Genomic DNA, 18,502 nt, shown 5'->3' with positions numbered 1-18,502 from the left:
GCGTAGCGTCGGCTTCGCCGATACGCTTCAGGAGATTTGGCCTCTACTGTTCTTGATTCCGGTCAGGAACAGCCACGCCGAGTCATTGAGTGAAGAATCCCCGTCTCTTTAGAGCGGGGAGTGTCAAATCCAACCCATCCATAACGGTTAAAAGCAAAATAGATTTGCCCCAGCTGCCGTTACAAACCAATCATCAGCTTTACTGTGTGGTTAAGGAAGGATTGGAAAATATCCGCAAACACAGTCAAGCCCAGGTTATTCACCTCAAGGGATATGCTTCTGCTGATGCGGTTATCCTTGAAGTGACATACTCCCACACGCTCATCGTTCGCGTAGCGTCTGGCAAAGCCAGTAGATTACAGTGTGGGCTTCTTACCAACTCCAGCCATCGCTTAGGATACTCGGTAAGCTTTATTAACGACACGGTCAGAAGTTACCGCAAGAAGAGTGGAGCCTTTATGGTTAGTCGGCTATGGGTAAAGGGTTAAAACTTTTTGATTAAGGCTCCACTCTTCTAAGGTTTCGTCTCCGGGATGCCCCTCCGCGCCGGAACAATACAATAAGTTCTATTTTTAAGCACGTAGGTGGCGGTTAGCTCTTAATTTGTTTTCCCTACTATTTTTAGTATAACGTTTTTCAGGCTGTTTATCAAAGTTCCAGCTCCGCGATTCATCCCACACTCATGCTGCGCATGTTCGTTGTGGGGCATAAGAGCGGAGGAAGCTAAAGGACGACGGTATTGGCTTTGATATTGCTAAACCCACCCAGGGTTTTGGCCTCAGGGGTATGCAGGAGAGAGTTCAGCTGATAGGTGGATCGATACAATTAGATAGCACACCGGGACAAGGCACCTGTATTCAGATTAGGATACCACGATGATTCGACTTCTATTGGCTGATGATCAACCCATCTTTCGTCAGGGACTGGCGGCACTGTTGTCCCTGGAGGATGATCTCGAGGTGGTGGGTGAAGCCAATCACGGTGAAGAAGCCATTGCCCTCACGGAGAGGTTACAGCCTGACATTATCTTGATGGATGTGCGGATGCCCATCTGCGATGGGGTGCAAGCAACCAGAGAAATCCATACCCGCTACCCCTGGATTCGGATTCTAGTCTTAACCACCTTTGACCATGATGACTATGTGTTCCAGTCTCTTCAGGCTGGGGCGTTGGGATATTTGCTTAAAAGCACTCCAGCACCTAAGGTGGCAGGGGCCATTCGCAGTCTGCATCAGGGCTACAGCCAATTAGGTCCTACCATCGCTCCGAAGGTGTTTTCTCAACTGAATAATACCCAACCTGAACGGGAAAAAACAGATTATCATGCTCAATTCAATCAGCGGGAACTAGAGATCCTGAAGCTGTTGGGACAAGGTAAAAGCAACCGAGAAATTGCAGCCGCCCTTAATCTGACCGAAGGCACGATTAAAAATCATCTAACTAATATTTTCTGTGAGTTGGATGTTCGCGATCGCACTCAGGCTGCCCTCTGGTCCCATCAGCATCTTTAATGTGCATGAGATTAAACTATTTTATCACTATTTTATCTGGAAAATCATCATAGCAGAGCTTTTTTGGTAAAAACTAAACTGCAAGAACCAAACCACCGGAGGATTACCAGATTTCGACGTAATAAAAATCGTAATTATTGCTATTTTTAGTATAGATGATGATGTTAAATAAACAGCAAAATTAAATATAAATACGAAACTATTAGATAGTTATTTTTGATTTTATTAATCGATTTTTAATCGAAAATCAATAATGTTCTATTTTATTTAAATCAGGAGAATAGGGGGCAAATAGTAAGGTGCGCGCCTCCGCGCGAGGGATTGCTCGCGCCCTTGGGTCGCACCTGAAGTTCACAACCGGCTGATTCAACTAATTCTCAAATTTTTTCTCCTCTCTTAGTGCGCGTTCCCTAGGCGTTCGCGGAGCGGCGACCTAGGAGTTGGAAACGTCCCGCCTTGTCGCACCGCTATGTAAACTAGCTTGTCTGGCTTCTTTTTATAAATTTTTTATAGAAACTCTTGACTTTTTTATTCATCCATTTCTCGATAACCGTAAGTTTTTTTTATCGGGTATAACCGATTTTTTTAAAGGCTTTACCTATAGTCATATCACTAATATTTTATGACCATGATTATGCCATTTTATTCTGAGTTTATCTACCATGAGATTGGACAAATTACCTAAATCTATCTAAATCATATATTTTCGGAATATATCCCTTTTTATAAGCAGTTTTTTTCCTATAAATTCCTGTATAAAGTCTATTTTTTAACCAGATATTAATTGTATTTATGCTTTTTTAAAATAAACTAATAGCTTGATACTTTACCATGTAATCGTCGATAATACTAATCACTTTTTTGATTAAATCGTAACTGTGATGAACTGGCATTTGATTAATTGATTAACAATATTTAACTTTATGAATAGTATGTACTAAGCTTTCCTTTGACTGCTATAACTATAGGAGTAATAGACAAAGATAACAGGGAATAGTAGTCAAGATATCCGAGGATTTTTTGGTGTTATGATAAAGCGATGCAGCGCTTTTGCAATTAGGCAAAAATTCCGGATAAAATTCCCACAATTCCCGCGCCAGGGTTCCACACTTCCCACACTTCCAATCTTTTTTACAAATATTAGATGCACCTATTGCTATATAGTATAGATGCACCATTATTGTTAACCCAATTACAACAACGTAACATGGTACCTAAATCTCTCAGAAGTCTATGGGCTTTTCTGCTGAGCGCGGTTTTGATAATTCCTGCCGTGATGCTCTTCCCCGCTCCAAGCCAAGCCATGGTTAACGCTGAAAGCGAGAGCATACAAAATGTAGACAAACCCCAAGTAGCACCAATCAATGCCAATGTTCAACTAATTACTACAGCAGCGGGCAATGGAGCAGACACCTTTATCCGAGGTGGTTCCTACTCTAGTAAGAATAATAGAACAAACGGTAAATTAGTCGTCAAGCTTGATAACACCGTCTCTTATATCCGCAAAACTTACCTCCGATTTGATCTCAGTGAGCTGAATGATGGTATTGATGATGTGAGCCTGAATTTGAGTACGATAAACCTTCCCAACACCAAAGGATCTATTGAGTTTTATGGCTTGAATGATGGAGTAGAGGAAAATTGGTCTGAAACCAAAACCACTTGGAATAACGCGCCGGGTAATGATACTTACTCTACCAATTTATTTCTCTCAAACCAAACAACTTACTTAGGGAAACTCCCTGCAGCTTCTATAGCGACAGGAGATTCTTTTAGCTTTAACTCACCTGAGTTACTAGATTTCATCAAAGGTGATACTGATGACATAGTGACTATTCTGATTAATCGTGCAGAATATAAAGCCCCAGATGCCTATATCGTTTTTGCGTCTAAAGAAAGCACTGAGTATAGCCCTCCTACACTAATGGCTACTCTGAAACCTGCTGTTCAAAGCAACCCTGAAACTGATACAGCCAATCTTTTTGAGCTTCCCGATTGTGTCAATTCCGATTGTAACTGCTCGGATTTTAAGACTCAGGAAGAGGCACAGGCTGTGTTTAACTACTTTGGGGATGATCGTTTCCGTCTAGATGGGAACAAAGATGGTCTTGCTTGCACAAGTCTGCCCCATGCCAAAGCTCCATAACCTTTAGCTGTCCGGCAAAATTCATCCCACACCTAATGCGCAGCATAGGTGTGGGATGAATTTTGCACAGGGTATGCATGGAATTGCTATAATATATGTACTGGTAAACAAAGCCGTTCGCGTAGCGTGGCCAAAGGCCTTAAATGCTGGTTTGTCAGCAAAACACTCTTAAAAAAAAGACCAAGAAAACAGAGCGGCAGGGCAGTCCGTTCTTAAAGCCCAGCGCCTCCTAAGGAATGCCCGGATTGGCGCTTGTTGCCTACACTGAACTCGAAGAGTCAGTGTAGGAGCTGTCACTCCTCCACGACTTAGCAATGTTCTAGGTCGCTCTTATAGCACTACGCATTCAGGTGTTTGACATTAATATAAGCAGCAAAAGCTATCGCTGTTAACTTTTGCCTGTTGCCTGTTGCCAATGCCATTGCGCGTAGCGCTATATTGAAACCAAACCCAATTCTCAGCAGGAGGATTGGGTTTAGCCTCACATTCCGCACTTCAAAGTAAGTACCTAGGCACAAGTGAACTACCTACACTGACCCGTTGGGTACAGTGTAGGCTTCCAGCTTGGCCTTTGGCCACGCTACGCGAACACGGAAGAATGCCTTAGCTTAGACGGACGCCCTCGCTTTGGTCTTACTTCTTCTCCACTGGCGTTGACCTCCCCCGTCCCAGAGGAGGATAGCATTCTGATCCCTTCTGCTCTAATATTCTTAGCTGCATTACCATCCCTATCGTGATGAGTGCCACAGCTTGGACAAATCCAAGACCTTACATCTAGCGGCAACTCTTTGATTAGGTAATGGCAATTAGAGCAGGTTTTGGAACTGGGGAACCACCGATCTATCTCGACCAGTACTTTTCCTTCTTTTTCGCATTTATAAGAAAGGAAATTTACAAAGGTTCCCCAACTCAGATCAAATATTGCTTTAGCTAATTTGTGGTTACGAACCATGCCCTTGACGTTTAGGTTTTCGACTACCACTACCTGGTTTTGATCTACAATCTTTCTAGATAGCTTGTGCAGGTAGTCTTGACGGACATTTCCAATACGTTCATATACCTTAGCTACAATCTTACGTGCTTTTATGCGACCATTACTACCCTTCTTTTTTCGGGCTGCAATGCGTTGTTTTTTACCTAGCTTTTTTTCGGATTTAGCTAAGTGCTTGGGATTGCTGAATTTAGAAGTCTTATCGCCATCGTAGGTGATCGCAAAATCCTTGATACCCAAGTCAATGCCAATAACTCTTCCGTCCTTAGAAGGCTTGAATTCCTTGGAATCGTACTCCATCAAAACAGAGGCATAATACTTACCAGAAGGATATTTGCTAACCGTTACAGTCTTGATTGTTCCATCTAGTGGACGGTGAATTACTGCTTTAACAAATCCTAATTTTCCGGGAAATTTAAGACAGTCACCTACTTGCTTGACTTTCTGGGGGTACTGAATTGATTGGCGATGATGATATGACTTAAATCTAGGATATTTCGCCCTACCTTGGCCTATGGCCACGCTTCGCGAACAAAAAAGTTCTGATATGCACGGCTAATATTGAGACTCACGGCTTGCAGTACCTGGGAGTAGCACTCCTTTAGCCATTCAGTCTCTTTCTCTTTTTTGAGTTTTGGCAGCATAGAGTTGAGTGCAGATTGCTTTAGTCCTTTGCCAGTTTCTTTGTAAGTCTCTATGCAGTGATTTAACGCATAATTCCACCACCAGCGAGCACATCCAAAATGCTGAGCTAATATTTGAACTTGCTCTTTTGTCGGATAGATTCTGACTTTGACGGCTTTATGTTTCATCGCACTCAACTCTTTTATCGACCTTGTTACTATCATATATATAATACAGTAACACGTCAAGACATCGAAAAACTTTTCGCTTATCCTGTCCGTGCTTTCAACAAACACGCTAACCCTACGGGTATAGCGTGGGACTTCCCGCACGGCTAGTTAATGGGGTTGCCTACTTATGCGATCGCACCCAACTGTTTCAGAGTTGCTTTCTGTGCCTCAGTTAATCCTGTCACTCCAGTGATATTCATGGCTTCGTAGAGTCTGGGAGCTCTGAGAATTTTCAGGCACTTGCCCGTCTTAGTGTCCCAAAGCCTCACCGTTTGGTCTTGAGAGCCACTAGCTATAATTTGACCATCCCCACTAAAGGCAACAGAAGAGACCAGATGGGTATGTCCGGTACAAGTGTGGCGGCATTCCCCTGTGGAAACATCCCACACCTTGACAGTTTGGTCGTGAGAGCCGCTAGCGATAGTGTTGCCATCGGGACTGAATGCCACGGAAAAGACCCAATTGTTGTGTCCGCGTAATAGTTTAGAGCATTGACCCGTACTCAAATCCCAGAGGCGTACCGTTTCGTCTGTACTACAACTGGCCAGGATAGTATCCTTAGGACTGAAAGCGACGGATTTGACCCGATTACCATGTCCCTGTAACGTTTTCAAGCATTCCCCTGTGCTGACATCCCACAGCCTCACCGTTTGGTCTGTATTGCTACTCGCCAAGGTTTTACCATCACTACTGAAAGCCACTGACCAGATCTGATTAGTATGTCCTTCCAAAGTGCTGACGCAGTCACCAGTACGCTGATCCCAAAGCCTCACCGTTTGGTCAGCACTGCCACTGGCTAGGGTTTTCCCATCACCACTGAAAGTGACCGAATAGATCCAATCAGTATGTCCGTGCAAAATCTTTAAGCATTCTCCCGTCTTGATATCCCACAGCCTGATTGTTTCGTCTCTACTGCTACTAGCTACGGTTTTACCGTCACTACTAAAGGCCACTGAACACACGTGAGCAGTATGTCCGTGCAAAATACTGATACAGCGATCGCTATGATAATCCCATAGTCTGACTGTATTATCGTTACTGCCACTAGCCAAAGTTTTACCATCAGGACTGAAAGCCACTGGAAATACCCAATCAGTACTTCCCTGCCAAGTTTTCAAGCATTGACCAGTGCCCCAATCCCAAAGTCTGACAGTTTGATCTAAACTCACACAGACTAGGGTGTTACCTTGAGGGCTAAACGCCACAGAAAAGATCTGATTAGTATGTCCATGCAAGGTTTTCAGGCAAATACCAGTGTGGTAATCCCATAACCTTACAGTATGGTCGCCACTACCAGTAGCAAGGGTTTTGCCGTCAGTGCTAAAAGCCACTGAGTAGACTCCACTACTATGTCCGGTGTGAGTACTAACACAGCTACCAGTGCTAGCATCCCACAGTCTGACAGTGTGGTCATTACTGCCACTAGCTAGGGTTTTGCCATCAGTGCTAAAAGCAACTGAGCGTACTCCACTGGTATGTCCAGTACAAGTTCTAACCCAACTACCAGTGCTAGCATCCCAGAGTTTGACAGTGTGGTCATCACTGCCACTGGCTAGGGTTTTGCCATTAGTACTAAAAGCCACTGATCTCACACAACCGGTATGTCCAGTAAAGGTGTTAAGGCATTGACCCGTGTCACCATCCCAGAGTCTGACAGTGTGGTCGCTACTACCACTAATCAGGGTATTACCTTGAGGATTAAAAGCAACTGAGAACACTTCATCAGTATGTCCAGTACAAGTTTGTAAGCACCTGCCATCACTGACTTGCCATAACTTTACGGTATGGTCACCACTACCACTGGCTAAGGTTTTACCATCCCCACTAAACGCAACAGAGCGTACCCAATTAGTGTGACCCTCACAGATTACCAGTAGTTTACCAGTTTGCACATGCCATAGGCGAATCTGAAAATCTGTATCACAGATTGCCAACATCCTCCCATCTGGACTAAATGCTGCCGATAACATATTCCCTAGGGTTTCAGTAAACACTGAGCCAGCCAAGTCACAGCCAGCGAAATTGACATTATGTAATTTCAGTCCCTGTAGGTTGGCTTGCCAAACTGTCAGGCCAGAAAAGTCATAACCGTTTAAATCAATCTGTAATTGAGTAAGTAAATTAATAGTATTACCACTGACATATCCCATCTGGAGAGTAGATTTTTTAACCCCAGGAGTCGGGGTGCGCAGCATTGATAGGATTTCCAGGAGATGATTTTCCAGCTGTGTTGTAGAACCAAAACTAGAGAGTAATTTCTCAATAATCGGTTCTAGAATCAGACAGACTTGAGCATCCCGAACATAGTCAGGGGCGCTGGCTTTGATTAGGGAGTGAGTGCGGAAGATAGCGATATTTTGACTAATAATCTCTTCAGGAATCTGCTCGATGAGTCGATTAATCATGTATTCCATGACTACAGGTTGTTGGGTAAACCCAGTTGAGGTTTTCTCAATCAATGACCGCCGTTGTAGAGACCCTACAGCTTCTAAAATATCCGTAGCGCATAGGTAGCATACAAAGTCTTCTTGCAGTTCTTCAAGAGAAATGGGTTCCCGATTGATAGCTAGCCAGTACATCAGTTCCTTTTCTGTAGGGGTCAGGCGCTGAAAGTGCCGATCTAGTAAATCCCGAATATCATCAAAAATGAATGAGCCTTCCTTTAAAAAATCCAGAAACTGAGCAATATTGCTATCAAAAAAGTCTCTGACTGCACAGGCTACCATCTTTAAGGCTAAAGGATTTCCCGCATAACGCTCAATTAGGGTCATCCATTGGGTGTCATCGCCAATAAAATTTCCCTTTTCCTTAAAGATTTCCTGTCCGTGGGTTTCTGGTAAACCTTTGAGTGGGAAGCAGCGAACGGGTAAGGCTTCCCCCTCCAGAAGGGTCAAGTCTTGAGGTGCCTCCCGGGAGGTCATCACTAGGCAGCTGTTGTGGGAGGTTTCCCCAATAGTTCTGAGTAGCTCACCGTATCCAGCGTATCCCTCTCGATAGCCACCAGTGCGAGAACCACTTTCGAGGATCGATTCGGTATTATCAAGAACCAGCAGGCAACGGGCCGTCTGTAAATACTGAATCAATCGCAAAATTTTGCCATCCACAGAGGAAGGTAAATTCGTTTCCTGCTGCACAGACAGAAATTGAATCATGTCTGCCAGGACTTCCTCTAGGGGCGGAGCATTGCGTAGACTGCGCCAAATCACAAACTCAAATTTATCCTGTAGGAGATGGGCTAACTTCACAGCCAAGGTGGTTTTGCCAATTCCCCCCATCCCTAGAAGTGCCACCAGGCAGCAGTTGTCCTGTAGAATCCATTCCTGTAGAGTATTCAGTTCCTGCATCCGACCGTAGAAACTCCTCGGTTCTGGAGCTCCACCCCAATCAAGATGTCCAATTCCAGCCAGAGCAGTTGTCGATAGCGCTGTTAGCTCCATCTGATCTATCTCAATCTCATCCGGCTCAACTACCTTTTCCCAATCAAGACCTACAGCTTCACAAATGGCAATGAAGGTGTCAGTACGAATTGACTGTCTCCCCCAAAATCGGTTTAAGGTTGCCCTAGAGGTAAATGCACTGGTACACCAAGCTACCGCTGTTTTGTTCCATCTTTTCTGACGTCTAGCTTGGTCTACTAATTTAAGTCCTGATTCAGATGCTCGCACCGAATTCATCATAACTCCACTCTCTTGCTTTGCTTAACCCCCAATCCATGGGGCCGATCGCTATGGCACCATCCCTAATCCAGCCATCACTATACCTAACTCTTTAATCTATGGGTGACCAAAAAGGCACGCAATGTATAAATGTTATGGAAAGTTATGGAATTAGTTAGGGCAAGTTAACGAATAGGGAATTTGAGGTAAAAATGAGAAAAATCTGAGAAACACAGCATAACTGAAACTACTGAGACAAAAACTGAGACAAACCTGTTTAACTTCTAGGCTAGCAGAGCTGGTTGTTAAGCTACAGTTCCCGACTCCCGACTCCCGACTCCCGACTCCCGACTCCCGACTCCCGACTCCCGACTCCCGACTCCCTCGGTGCGCTTTCCGTAGGCGAATTAAATTCGCCACGGGTCGCACCGCTCCCGACTCCCGACTCCCTGATCCGAAGTGCCCTTTGCTACATGAGTTATCCTGTTGAGTTCAACCTGAGGGAAATCTAAGAAATTCCTGAGATTACTCTAAAAAAAACCAGATAACTCACTTTAGTTCCAGTTACTAAGACAAAAACTGAGGCAAAAACTGAGACTTTCGCTTTGTGAGTGTCAGGCACGATAGAAATATCGAGATTGAGCTAAGTGCCATGAAACACTAAAAGTTAGTTTTCCAACACTTAGTTCGATAGGAATCTAAGATTTTGGAAAACACCACATCATGTAATCGAGTCAAAAGGAGTCTGTTATGTCTCTTGGTAAAAATTATCGTTTGGCAAGAATTCTCAAAGGATTAGACAACTATTTTATAGTCCCAATTGACCATGGGTTTACACTGGGTCCGGTTAGTGGTCTGGCAAAAGTTCATCAATTCATCAGATCGTTACCGGAGAAAACCATTAGTGCAATTGTTGCTCATCAAGGGATAGCTCGGGCAATCCATCCAGGTTTAATTCAGAAAGATATATCGTTAATTTTGCATCTTTCTGGGTCAACTAACCTATCTCCCGATCCATCTTCCAAACATCTAGTCAGTAGTGTTGAACAAGCCATTAAGCTTGGTGCAGATGGAGTTTCAATTCACGTTAATCTTGGGGCAAACGATGAATACCGTATGCTCAAAGATTTCAGCCAAATCTCAGCAGCCTGTCATCAATGGGGTATGCCATTGCTAGCAATGGTTTATGCACGAGGAGAGAAGATTAAAAATGAGTACGATGCAGATGCGATCGCTCACTCAACCAGATTGGCCTGGGAGCTAGGAGCAGATATTGTCAAGGTCAACTACACTGGCGATGTTCAATCCTTCAGACAAGTTGTTAATGCCGTTGACATCCCTGTTATCGTTGCCGGAGGAGCAAAGAGCAATGCAGATAGCTCGATCTTATCGATGATCAAAGATGCCATCAGGGCTGGCGGTAAAGGCGTTGCTGTTGGTAGAAATATATTTCAACACAGTAATCCCTCATTCATTTCTCAAGAAATTGCCAAAGTTATCAGTAATCCCTATCAGTTTACCATCAAGGAGGTAGCGTAATGAAATTATCTTGGTTAGACCTCAGAAGCTTTAATGATGTTGACTATAAAGCGCTGTGTGAATCTCTAAACTCTGATATCAATGGAGTGGTAGTTGATTCATCAAGTCCAGTCATGGATTGTCATGACTCTGTCTCTCGCATTGCTTTTGTAGACAGCCCAGAAGAAGCAGAAGGATGTATCGAAAAAGCCGATATAGTACTGTTTGATCATTCCTGGTATTCTGAAATAACTACTCAACCAGAAACCTACAAATCTAAAGCAGAAATTGGATTTTTTATTCATGTGACCGACGACGAAACCTTACAAACTGCTTGTAAGATAGCTAGACAAGAAAAATGGGCTGTCATCTATTTTAAAGACCCCACAAAAATTCCTCTGGAGATTGTTTTAGCCTCAGCAGACAACACCGATGGGCAAATAATTACCGTTGTCAAAGATATTGAGGAAGCAGAAATTGTCCTGGGGGTCTTAGAAAAAGGGTCACATGGCGTCATGCTAACCCCTAACGGGATTATCGATGCCAGAGAGCTTGGCCAACTGTGTCGTAAGGCCAACAATTTGGAAGTTTCACTGGAAGAACTTGAAGTAACCAAAATTTCCCATATTGGAATGGGAGAACGGGCTTGTGTAGATACTTGTTCTAACTTTGCCAAAGATGAAGGTATACTCATTGGTTCTTATTCCCAAGGAATGATTTTAGTTAGCAGCGAGACCCATCCACTGCCCTACATGCCAACTCGTCCTTTCCGAGTCAATGCTGGTGCTATACATTCTTATTTAGTGTCTAGTGTTAGTCAAACTAATTATCTTAGTGAGCTGAGTTCAGGACACAAAGTATTAGGGGTAAATTGTGATGGCAAGGCACGAGAAATAGTTGTAGGCAGGATGAAGATAGAAGTTCGTCCCCTACTCAGTATCGATGCAGTGTCTCAATCGGGAATTCCGGTAAATGTGATTGTCCAAGACGATTGGCATGTAAGAGTTCTTGGACCTGGTGGTAAAGTCCTGAATGTCACAGAATTGAAGCCTGGCGATAAGCTGCTTGGTCATACTGCGCCCAGTGGACGCCATGTTGGGCTTCCAGTTAAAGAGTCTTGTCTGGAAAAGTAAATAATATAGCGCTACGCGCAAGGCAAGAGGCAAGAGGCAAAAGGCAAAAGTTGAATAAAACAGCTTTTCAGCTTGTATCAATGTCCTAACTTTAATGTGTAGTGCTATATCAGATCCGGGAGTATCGATTACCAAAGAAACAACGACAAATAACACTATCGCCCACAACCGGACACGATATAACTTCCTTGGAAACAGTCAACATGTATTAGCAAGTAAGAGGGGATTTAAGAATGAGTACATTACTTAGCTTAAATGACTATCAGCAAAAACCAAATACGCAGACTGAATCGACCTTAGGTTTTAAAGACAAATCCCTTGAGACTAACTCAAGTAACCTTGAGGGAGAATCCGACTCTCAAATTTGGGTAAAAGCCCCTGATATCCCTAACTCGATTCATTGTGAAGAAGCTCTTATTTTAGGTCGGGAATCTGAGAATACCTGGCTAGCTTGGATTCCCGATTATGGTGAGATTATCTTGTCTGATAGTGAACTTGCAAATTTGATTTGAATTGTGAATGGCGGCATTATCGGCATGACATTATCTGTTAGGTAGTATTAATTATATTTCGACACAACTTTGGATTTAACCTCATGAACATTAACCCAACTATTTTGCCATTGTACCAAAGACTTAAGTTATTCCTTGCCAAGCCATTAGGATGTGGTAACTTTCTCCAGTACTCTGTTGCTAATAACCCGTATCGAAACAATGAGTTTTTATTTTTAGAAAAACCTTTTAAAACATTCACAGGGGAGACCATCAACAGTTTTAGTTTATCTTCCTTAAAAGATGTTGTTGATAACTATGCCTCTTGGTACAGGAAATCTGGTGTTCGTGAGAATGATCCTGTTGCTATCTATTTAGACGATGGAATCGGTTACTTTATCCATTACTTAGCACTAAACAACCTCGGTGCTATTCCAGTTTTGGTAAACGGTCGTATGGATGCTGATATTGCTGCTGACTTTATCAGGCGTGTTGGTGCCATTGGTTTATATTCTGATCAGAAGCACCTCGATAGTATTAGTGGCTATGTCAAAACTAATGACTCATTAAAGTTTATTGCCACAGATGTCAACCATACATCTGTTCAAAGTTCAGACATAGAGCTTCCCCAGTGGTATCCATATTCTCCTACAGATTCTCATCCAATTATGATCTGTCATTCCTCTGGTACTACTGGAAAGCCTAAGCCAGTGATATTTGGGCATCAACAGTTTTTCTTTGGCAAACGAATTCGGCTGCTAAATTTCCCAGCTAGTCAATCCGATAAATTTTTGTTTGCTTTACCTAGTTCACATTCGGCGGGAATTAGCTACTTTATGACAGTCACCTTACTGGGGTTACCCACTATGGTTTTGTCAGATTTATCTGGAAATAATGCTATTACTCAAGCTGAAGAACTTAAACCGACTATAGTAGCAGCTTTTCCACAAACCTATGCCGACATGGCTTCCCAGGCTTTAGAAAAAGACCAATTGGGTTCTGTAAAAATGTGGATTAATACGGGAGATGCTGCCCATGAAGCTCATATCAGGACTCTGGTAAATGCTGGGAATTCTAAATCAGTCTTTGTTGATGGTCTCGGTGCCTCAGAACTCGGCATGGCTTTGTTTAATAAAGTCTCTAGTCGCCAGACAAGCTTGTATAATCGATATATGGGTAAGCCACGCAGTTTTGTAAAAGCTGTAGTATTAGATGAGGAGGGAAATCTACTGCCACCCCATCAGGTAGGTTTCCTAGGGATTAAATCTCCAACGATTACACCAGGCTATTGGAATGATTCTAACCGCACCCTCAAAAGTTATAAACAAGGGTACTGGATTAGTGGGGATTTGGCTTATTATGATCAGGATAATAAATTTTTTCACGTGGATCGTGCGGTTGATGCGATTCAGTGCGCTAGGGGCTTAGTCAATACGTTACCCATCGAGGAATTAATTTTGAAGAACAACTCAGCTGTTGCTGATTGTACAATAATTGGAGTTCCTAAGGAAAAAGGCTTCGATGGTTTGGTGGCTTTTATAAAGCTGAAAGCGCCAGGAAATATTACAGCATCAGCTCTGATTACTGCTATCAATCATCAGCTATTGTATAACAATTTGGAACCATTGTCTTTCTTAGAAATTGTCAGTAATCTTCCTGTCGGTTCAACAGGAAAAGTCTTGAAAAGGAAGCTTCGCGAGCAATATCAGGATATCCTAATTTGTGCTGAGCATAACTTAGATGGTAAAGGGCTTCATGATTTTGCTTATGCAGAGCTAACCAAAGTTCCAGTTAGGTCTTAAATTGTTGATAATTCCCTGAATATTTTTTACTAAAGTAAACTAGAAGGAGACTAGTCAATGGAAGCGGTTACTAAACAGCTGGTACCGGACAAACTACTGGAATTGGGGTTTGCTTTCTCGGCATCTAAGACATTTTTAAGTGCAGTGGAACTGGGAGTATTTACTGAACTCGCTCAGAGTTCTATGACTGCTGCTGAATTGACTGAAAAACTAGCACTTCATCCCCGTAGTGCGCGAGATTTTTTGGATGCACTAGTTGCATTAAAAGTGTTAGATTATTCTGATAACGCTTACAGTAACACTCCTGAAAGTGATTTGTTTCTTGACCGCTCCAAGCCTTCCTATATCGGTGGTTATCTAGAGATGTACAACACCCGTCTCTATCGATTTTGGGGTTCATTAACAGAAGGGTTACGGAGCGGTAAACCCCAGAATGAAGCCAAAAATGGAGAAGACTTCTTCGGCACCCTTTACCAGGACCCTGCCCGCCTAAAACTCTTTCTGGAAGCGATGTCTGGGGTCAGTATGGGAGTCGCTAAGGCGATCGCTGAAAAATTTCCATGGGAGAACTTCCAGACTTTTATCGATATCGGTACCGCTCAAGGGCAGTTACCAGTAACCGTTGCCCTAAGTCACCATCATTTACAAGGAGGTGGGTTCGACTTGCCAGTGGTTCGCCCAATTTACGAGGAATATGTTGCTTCCAGAGGACTTAGCCAGCGATTACACTTCCATGGTGGTGACTTTTTCCAGGATATGCTGCCTAGTGCTGATGTTTTGGTGATGGGACAAATCCTCCATGACTGGAATCTAGAAGAAAAGCACCTGTTAATTGCCAAAGCCTACGAAGCACTCCCGACCGGTGGTGCATTGATTGTCTACGACGCACTAATTGACGATGAGCGCTGCCAGAACAAGTTTGGGTTACTGATGAGCCTAAATATGCTGATCGAGACCTTTGGGGGTTTCGACTACACAGGAGCAGACTGCTGTGCTTGGATGGACAAAGTAGGATTCAAAGACACTTACACTAAACCTCTTGTCGGAGCTTACTCAATGGCAGTAGGCATCAAATAATCCAATTACAGGTTAGCAGGCGATCAAGTTAGCAGGTTAGCAGGTTAGCAGGTTGAAGGTTAGCAGGTTAGCAGGTTAGCAGGTTGAAAGTTAGCAGGTTAGCAGGTTAGCAGGTTAGCAGGTTGAAGGTTAGCAGGTTAGCAGGTTGAAGGTTAGCAGGTTAGCAGGTTGAAGGTTAGCAGGTTGAAGGTTACAGGTTAGAGTTTACAGGTTACAGCTTACTAGGTTAGCAGGTTACCAGGTTAAAGATTATATTATGAACCTTGGCCTTTCGGCCACGCTACGCGAACAACCTTCAACCTTGGCCTTTGGCCACGCTTCGCGAACAACCTCCAACCAAAAAACCTTAAACCTTGGCCTTTGGCCACGCTACGCGAACAACCAAACAACCTTAAACCTTGGCCTTTGGCCACGCTACGCGAACAACCAAAAAACCTTAAACCTTGGCCTTTGGCCACGCTACGCGAACAACCAAACAACCTTCAATCAAACAACCTTCAACCTCCAACCTTCAACCTTAAACCTTGGCCTTTCGGCCACGCTACGCGAACAACCTCCAACCTTCAACCTTCAACCAAACAACCAAACAACCAAACAGGCAAACAACCAAACAACCAAACAGGCAAACAACCTTCAACTTAATATGACCCATATTCTTCACATTGATGCTAGTCCCCGTGGCGATCGCTCTATTTCTCGGCAATTGTCTAATCGGTTTATTCAAACTTGGAAGTCTTTCTATCCAGACGACACTGTCAGCTATCGAGATTTAGGTCATAATCCTGTCCCCCATGTCGATGAAAAGTGGATTGCTGCAGCATTTTGTCCTCCCGAAAAACGCACTCCTGAATTGGTAGAGGCAATTAAAGTATCAGATACTTTGGTGGATGAATTTTTAGCAGCCGATCGCTATGTTTTCGGCATTCCCATGTACAACTTCAATGTTCCATCTACCTTCAAAGCTTATATCGATCAAATTGTTCGATTCAATCGCACTTTTACTTTTGACGAACCTGGTCAATATCGGGGCTTAGTTCCTAAGGGAAAGAAAATGCTAATTTTTACAGCTCGTGGCGGTAGTTTCTCTCCAGGAACCCCTAGTGCTAATTACGATTATCAGGAACCTTTTTTACGGGCTATATTTGGAGTGCTTGGCATTACAGATATCACCTTTATTCATGCCGAAAAACTAGATTTAGGGGAAGAAGCCCGTCAGCAATCTTTGGCCAATGCCCGTGCTGAGCTTGAGAAAGCAGTAGGAACGTGGTAAGCTCTCACCCATTTAAATTGTAAAGGTCGGCTGATGGGGGGATGGGGAGATGGGGAGAGGGTAGACCGGCTTTTTCACAACTGGATCGGACTGAAATTTAAATGTATATTAGCTTAATCAAGTCAAACGTAAATTTTTGTAATTGTAACAATTGAGGTATTTAAATGGAAACAAGATTGGAACTCAAAAAAGTTGAACCAGCAGCTTATCTAGCCATGAATTCCTTGGAAAACTATGTGAATAAAAGTGGCTTAGATAAAACACTTATCAAGTTACTAAAAATCCGAGCTTCTCAGCTTAATAAATGTGCGTTTTGTATCGATATGCATACAAAAGAAGCCAGAAGTAATGGAGAAACAGAACAACGGATATATGCCCTAAATGCTTGGCAAGAAACGCCGTTTTTCAGTCCGGAAGAGCGGGCTGTATTAGAGCTAACTGAAGCAGTGACGCTGATTTCAGAGAATCAGGTTCCGAATTCAGTTTATGAAGAGGTAAGTCGCTATTTTTCGGAAACTGAAATCGCTAAACTTTTGATGGCTATTGTCACGATCAATGGGTGGAATCGTATTGCTATTACTACCAAAATGATTCCAGGTACTTATTAGAGGGTGTTTGTCAATAAAATGTGCTTTCTTTTTATTCAACTATAACGAGGTAGATTAAACCATGACTAATAGTACAGCATTGAAAACATCAGTTTGTATTTTAGGTTCAGGTCCAGCTGGGATTGTAGTTGGTAATATCCTTCTACAAAATGGGATTGATTGTATCATTGCGGATAGATACAACCGCGAAGAAATATATACGAAGGCGCGGGCAGGTGTGCTGGAAAGCACAACAGTTGACCTACTCAAAAAACATGGTCTAGCGGATACAATTTTCCAAAATGGCTATACCCATGATACCTGTGAATTTCGTTACCCTGATTACAGCGTTGTCTTTGATTACGGCAAGTTAGCTGATGGGGATGTCCATTACATTTATCCCCAAAGCGATCTCAATGACGATCTGATTCAAAGATATCTGGATGCAGGTGGTAAGTTATTGTTACGCCATGAAGGGAAAAAAATTACTCAAACCGATGACGGCGTCATTGTTGAGTGTTACGATAAAGATGGTGACACCACCATCACGATTCATGCTGATTTTGTAGCAGGGTGTGATGGCTATCATGGAATCTCACGCCAATCAATTCCAGACGGAGCGGTAGACATCTACACAAAACAGCATCCCTACGGCTGGCTGGCAGTTTTAGCTTACGCACCACCTTCTGCAAAACATGTCATCTATGGCTTGCATCATGATGGCTTTGGAGCTCACATGCCGCGCAATAGCAAGATTTCGCGTTATTACTTACAAGTTTCACTTGATGATGAGCTTAAAAATTGGCCTGATCAACGCATTTGGATGACTTTGGCAAAGCGTCTGGCGAAAAAGGGATGGACGTTGAAAGAAGGGGAAATCTTTGACAAGCGGATTTTATCTATGCGCAGTTATGTTATGGAACCGTTACAGTACCAACGGTTATTGATAGCTGGTGATGCGGGTCACATTATTACACCTTGCGGTGGGAAAGGTTTAAATCTGGCGGTACAGGATGCGGGTGTTCTCGGAGAAGTATTGGTAAGTTACTACCAGGAAAAACGGGATATTTCTTACCTAAAACGCTACTCGGAAATTCGTTTGCCCTATATTTGGCGTGCTCAAGAATTCTCTTGTTCGATGTTGCATATGCTGCATAAGTCTGAAGAGAAGGATGTAGACAATGTCCGTTTCTTCAATAAGTTGAGTGAATCGAAATTGAAGCAATTGTCTACATCGGCAACATTTGCTAGGGATTTTGCCAGAAACTATGTCGGTATTATCTAGGAAAGGGAGTAGGGAGTAGGGAGTAGGGAGTAGGGAGTAGGGAGTAGGGAGTAGGGAGTAGGGAGTAGGGAGGGGTGCATGTCAGTTTTTTTAATCCCTGATTCAGATCCCCCATTATCCCCCTTAATAAGGGGGACTTTTCAATCTAATTCCCCCCTTAAAAAAGGGGGGAATTAGATTG

At 43.2% G+C, this 18,502-nt stretch carries 15 protein-coding genes and 1 pseudogene; 13 read left to right on the top strand and 3 right to left on the bottom strand.

What is annotated here, in order from left to right; translation table 11 throughout:
* Positions 1 to 164: 164 nt before the first annotated feature.
* The 4 genes from F6J99_RS25195 to F6J99_RS25185 all read left to right on the top strand — a co-directional run bounded on the left by F6J99_RS25195 (position 165) and on the right by F6J99_RS25185 (position 3,657).
* Positions 165 to 488 carry a hypothetical protein gene (locus tag F6J99_RS25195; protein ID WP_293116391.1) on the top strand — a complete coding sequence of 108 codons (324 nt, stop codon included), beginning with the start codon at positions 165 to 167 and terminating at the stop codon, positions 486 to 488.
* 250 nt (positions 489 to 738) lie between these two features.
* Positions 739 to 879, top strand: coding sequence for an ATP-binding protein (locus F6J99_RS45700; RefSeq protein WP_365974127.1), 141 nt, complete (start codon positions 739 to 741; stop codon positions 877 to 879).
* Positions 876 to 1,511, top strand: a complete 636-nt coding sequence (locus F6J99_RS25190; RefSeq protein WP_293116389.1) for a response regulator transcription factor — start codon at positions 876 to 878, stop codon at positions 1,509 to 1,511. The genes F6J99_RS45700 and F6J99_RS25190 overlap by 4 nt, the downstream gene beginning before the upstream one ends.
* A 1,276-nt stretch (positions 1,512 to 2,787) precedes the next feature.
* Entirely contained in the window at positions 2,788 to 3,657 is an 870-nt protein-coding gene (locus F6J99_RS25185) for a DNRLRE domain-containing protein (RefSeq protein WP_293116393.1), read from the top strand.
* A 580-nt stretch (positions 3,658 to 4,237) separates the two neighbouring features.
* Here the strand turns inward: F6J99_RS25185 and F6J99_RS25180 are convergent.
* Together F6J99_RS25180 and F6J99_RS25175 are read right to left on the bottom strand one after the other, a co-directional pair.
* Positions 4,238 to 5,460, bottom strand: a pseudogene (locus F6J99_RS25180) (RNA-guided endonuclease TnpB family protein).
* A 167-nt stretch (positions 5,461 to 5,627) separates the two neighbouring features.
* Positions 5,628 to 9,179, bottom strand: coding sequence for an NB-ARC domain-containing protein (locus tag F6J99_RS25175; RefSeq protein ID WP_293116387.1), 3,552 nt, complete (start codon positions 9,177 to 9,179; stop codon positions 5,628 to 5,630).
* A 281-nt stretch (positions 9,180 to 9,460) separates the two neighbouring features.
* Here F6J99_RS25175 and F6J99_RS25170 point away from each other — a divergent pair, with 281 nt between their 5' ends.
* From F6J99_RS25170 to F6J99_RS25130, 9 genes are all read left to right on the top strand, one after another.
* Positions 9,461 to 9,670 carry a hypothetical protein gene (locus tag F6J99_RS25170; RefSeq protein ID WP_293116385.1) on the top strand — a complete coding sequence of 70 codons (210 nt, stop codon included), beginning with the start codon at positions 9,461 to 9,463 and terminating at the stop codon, positions 9,668 to 9,670.
* Between the two features lie 238 nt (positions 9,671 to 9,908).
* On the top strand, positions 9,909 to 10,697 hold the full coding sequence (locus F6J99_RS25165) for a 2-amino-3,7-dideoxy-D-threo-hept-6-ulosonate synthase (protein WP_293041113.1): 789 nt from the start codon (positions 9,909 to 9,911) through the stop codon (positions 10,695 to 10,697).
* Complete coding sequence (locus F6J99_RS25160; protein WP_293116383.1) at positions 10,697 to 11,809, top strand: 3-dehydroquinate synthase II family protein; 1,113 nt, start codon at positions 10,697 to 10,699, stop codon at positions 11,807 to 11,809. Before F6J99_RS25165 ends, F6J99_RS25160 begins: the two co-directional genes overlap by 1 nt.
* Before the next feature lie 233 nt (positions 11,810 to 12,042).
* On the top strand, positions 12,043 to 12,321 hold the full coding sequence (locus F6J99_RS25155) for a hypothetical protein (RefSeq protein WP_293116381.1): 279 nt from the start codon (positions 12,043 to 12,045) through the stop codon (positions 12,319 to 12,321).
* An 83-nt stretch (positions 12,322 to 12,404) separates the two neighbouring features.
* A complete protein-coding gene (locus tag F6J99_RS25150) occupies positions 12,405 to 14,102 on the top strand; it encodes a class I adenylate-forming enzyme family protein (protein WP_293116379.1) in 1,698 nt (565 codons plus the stop codon).
* 57 nt (positions 14,103 to 14,159) lie between these two features.
* Positions 14,160 to 15,179, top strand: a complete 1,020-nt coding sequence (locus tag F6J99_RS25145; RefSeq protein WP_293116377.1) for a methyltransferase — start codon at positions 14,160 to 14,162, stop codon at positions 15,177 to 15,179.
* 256 nt (positions 15,180 to 15,435) lie between these two features.
* Entirely contained in the window at positions 15,436 to 16,449 is a 1,014-nt protein-coding gene (locus F6J99_RS25140; protein WP_293116375.1) for an FMN-dependent NADH-azoreductase, read from the top strand.
* Between the two features lie 164 nt (positions 16,450 to 16,613).
* Positions 16,614 to 17,057 (top strand): carboxymuconolactone decarboxylase family protein, encoded by a 444-nt coding sequence (locus F6J99_RS25135; protein ID WP_293116373.1) that lies wholly within the window; start codon positions 16,614 to 16,616, stop codon positions 17,055 to 17,057.
* 61 nt (positions 17,058 to 17,118) lie between these two features.
* A complete protein-coding gene (locus tag F6J99_RS25130) occupies positions 17,119 to 18,321 on the top strand; it encodes a 4-hydroxybenzoate 3-monooxygenase (RefSeq protein WP_293116371.1) in 1,203 nt (400 codons plus the stop codon).
* Here the strand turns inward: F6J99_RS25130 and F6J99_RS25125 are convergent.
* Positions 18,314 to 18,436, bottom strand: coding sequence for a hypothetical protein (locus F6J99_RS25125; RefSeq protein ID WP_293116369.1), 123 nt, complete (start codon positions 18,434 to 18,436; stop codon positions 18,314 to 18,316). The genes F6J99_RS25130 and F6J99_RS25125 overlap by 8 nt on opposite strands.
* Positions 18,437 to 18,502: the final 66 nt, after the last annotated feature.

Origin of the sequence: Moorena sp. SIO4G3 (assembly GCF_010692305.1) — a bacterium.
GTDB lineage: Bacteria > Cyanobacteriota > Cyanobacteriia > Cyanobacteriales > Coleofasciculaceae > Moorena > Moorena producens_A.
The sequence above is the reverse complement of the archived record's forward strand: the minus strand, read 5'-3'. Positions and strand labels throughout refer to the sequence as shown.